Origin of the sequence: Shigella sp. FC1661, assembly GCF_001712525.1 — a bacterium.
GTDB classification, from domain to species: Bacteria; Pseudomonadota; Gammaproteobacteria; order Enterobacterales; family Enterobacteriaceae; genus Escherichia; species Escherichia coli.
Window position 1 is genome coordinate 1 of record NZ_MDGW01000295.1, and the last position, 1,765, is coordinate 1,765.

At 47.1% G+C, this 1,765-nt stretch carries 2 protein-coding genes and 3 pseudogenes; 3 read left to right on the forward strand and 2 right to left on the reverse strand.

Annotation, left to right across the window (positions count from 1 at the left end; genetic code table 11):
- Together BFF42_RS16090 and BFF42_RS16095 are read left to right on the forward strand one after the other, a co-directional pair.
- Positions 1 to 161, forward strand: a 161-nt coding sequence (locus BFF42_RS16090) for an IS1 family transposase (protein ID WP_000322123.1), incomplete at its 5' end; no start/stop codon positions are given.
- 17 nt (positions 162 to 178) lie between these two features.
- A pseudogene (locus tag BFF42_RS16095) lies at positions 179 to 748 on the forward strand (DUF3313 domain-containing protein); the annotation flags it as partial.
- Positions 749 to 765: 17 nt separating this feature from the next.
- On the opposite strand, the pseudogene tnpA reads toward BFF42_RS16095, so the two are convergent.
- Positions 766 to 1,267 (reverse strand): annotated as a pseudogene (tnpA, locus tag BFF42_RS16100) (IS200/IS605 family transposase).
- Positions 1,268 to 1,274: 7 nt separating this feature from the next.
- On the opposite strand from tnpA, the pseudogene BFF42_RS27840 reads away from it, so the two are divergent.
- Positions 1,275 to 1,343 (forward strand): annotated as a pseudogene (locus BFF42_RS27840) (hypothetical protein); the annotation flags it as partial.
- A 41-nt stretch (positions 1,344 to 1,384) separates the two neighbouring features.
- Here the strand turns inward: BFF42_RS27840 and BFF42_RS16110 are convergent.
- Positions 1,385 to 1,765 (reverse strand): integrase core domain-containing protein (locus tag BFF42_RS16110; RefSeq protein WP_146693738.1); only part of this gene is annotated, 381 nt, incomplete at its 5' end.

Below are 1,765 nucleotides of genomic sequence, written 5' to 3' on the forward strand. Positions count from 1 at the left end.
ACGTTATCAGCAAGCGTTACACTCAGCGCATTGAGCGACATAATCTGAATCTGAGACAACATCTGGCAAGGCTGGGACGGAAGTCACTGTCGTTCTCAAAATCGGTGGAGCTGCATGACAAGGTCATCGGGCATTATCTGAACATAAAACACTATCAGTAAGTTGGAGTCATTACCGTTTTTTAAACAATTACTCTGATTTAAAAGAAACAACCTCAGCAACAGGTAAACCTGTTTTACGTTGGGTAGACCCGAGTTTTGATCAAAGCAAATATGACAGCATCGTCTGGAACCCAATCACTTATTATCCGGTGCCAAAACCTTCTACCCAGGTAGGGCAGAAAGTTCTGGATAAAATTTTGAACTATACCAACACCGAAATGAAAGAAGCGATAGCGCAGCGTAAACCACTGGTTACCACCGCTGGGCCGCGTAGTCTGATTTTCCGTGGGGCCATTACCGGTGTAGATACCAGCAAAGAAGGGCTGCAATTCTATGAAGTGGTTCCTGTTGCATTAGTGGTTGCGGGGACGCAAATGGCTACAGGTCACCGTACCATGGATACTCGCCTCTATTTTGAAGGTGAGCTGATTGATGCAGCGACTAATAAACCGGTTATCAAAGTCGTTCGTCAGGGCGAAGGTAAAGACCTGAATAACGAAAGTACGCCAATGGCTTTCGAAAATATTAAACAAGTTATTGATGACATGGCGACCGATGCCACCATGTTTGACGTTAACAAAAAGTAGTTCCAGACGCGCCATCGTTAGATGGCGCTTTTTATCCGGTGCGCCGTAAAACCCCATCCTTCAGGGCGGGGATATAAGGCGCGGTTTTCCACCTGACCAGGTGTTTGCTGTTGTTCAATGTATTGGCGGATGACGGATATTGGCGCACCTCCGCAGCTACTGGCAAAATAGCCAGGACTCCACAAAACGCCTTTGTAGTAATACCTGACTGCAATATCTGGTCGATCTCGTCGCAGTAACCTACCCGATACGCCTTTGAGGCTGTTTACCAGACTGGATATCGCCAGTTTGGGAGGTTAGTTAATTAACAAATGGACGTGATCTGGTTCGCCATCCATTTCAACCAGTTCAGCTTCAAAATAAGCACATACATTTGAAAAGTAAGTGCGTAGTTTTTCTGTCGCGTCAAAAAATCTGGCGTCGGTATCTGGTGACAAAGACCAGGTGAACATGCATCAGGAAAACACAATGCCTTCCACGCCGGATATCGGTTTCTTTTTTCACAAACCAAAGTATCATTTGACCTGTGAAACGATTACAGGCATTTAAATTCCAGTTAAGACCAGGTGGTCAACAGGAGTGTGAAATGAGGCGTGAACCGCCCCAAGTTTCCTGGAGAATGTTTTATCTGTGAACTCAGGCTGCCAGATCATCGTTTCCGATAGAAGCATAATAAGCTTTTTCTGCTTCTGCCGGAGGGATGTGGCCCAGCCTTTCCAGCAATCGTCGATTATTATACCAGTCCACCCACGTGAGTGTGGCCAGTTCCACTTCTGCACGGTTTTTCCAGCTCTTACGGTGTATTACCTCCGCTTTGTAAAGACCATTGATGCTCTCCGCCATCGCGTTGTCATACGAGTCGCCTGTACTTCCTGTTGATGCCAGTAATCCGGCTTCCTTAAGCCGCTGTGTGTAGGCCAGCGATACATACTGAGAACCTTTATCACTGTGATGGACCGTGCCGGACGGTCGACGGGCCCATAACGCCTGCTCCAGAGCATCCAGCACGAATGTCGT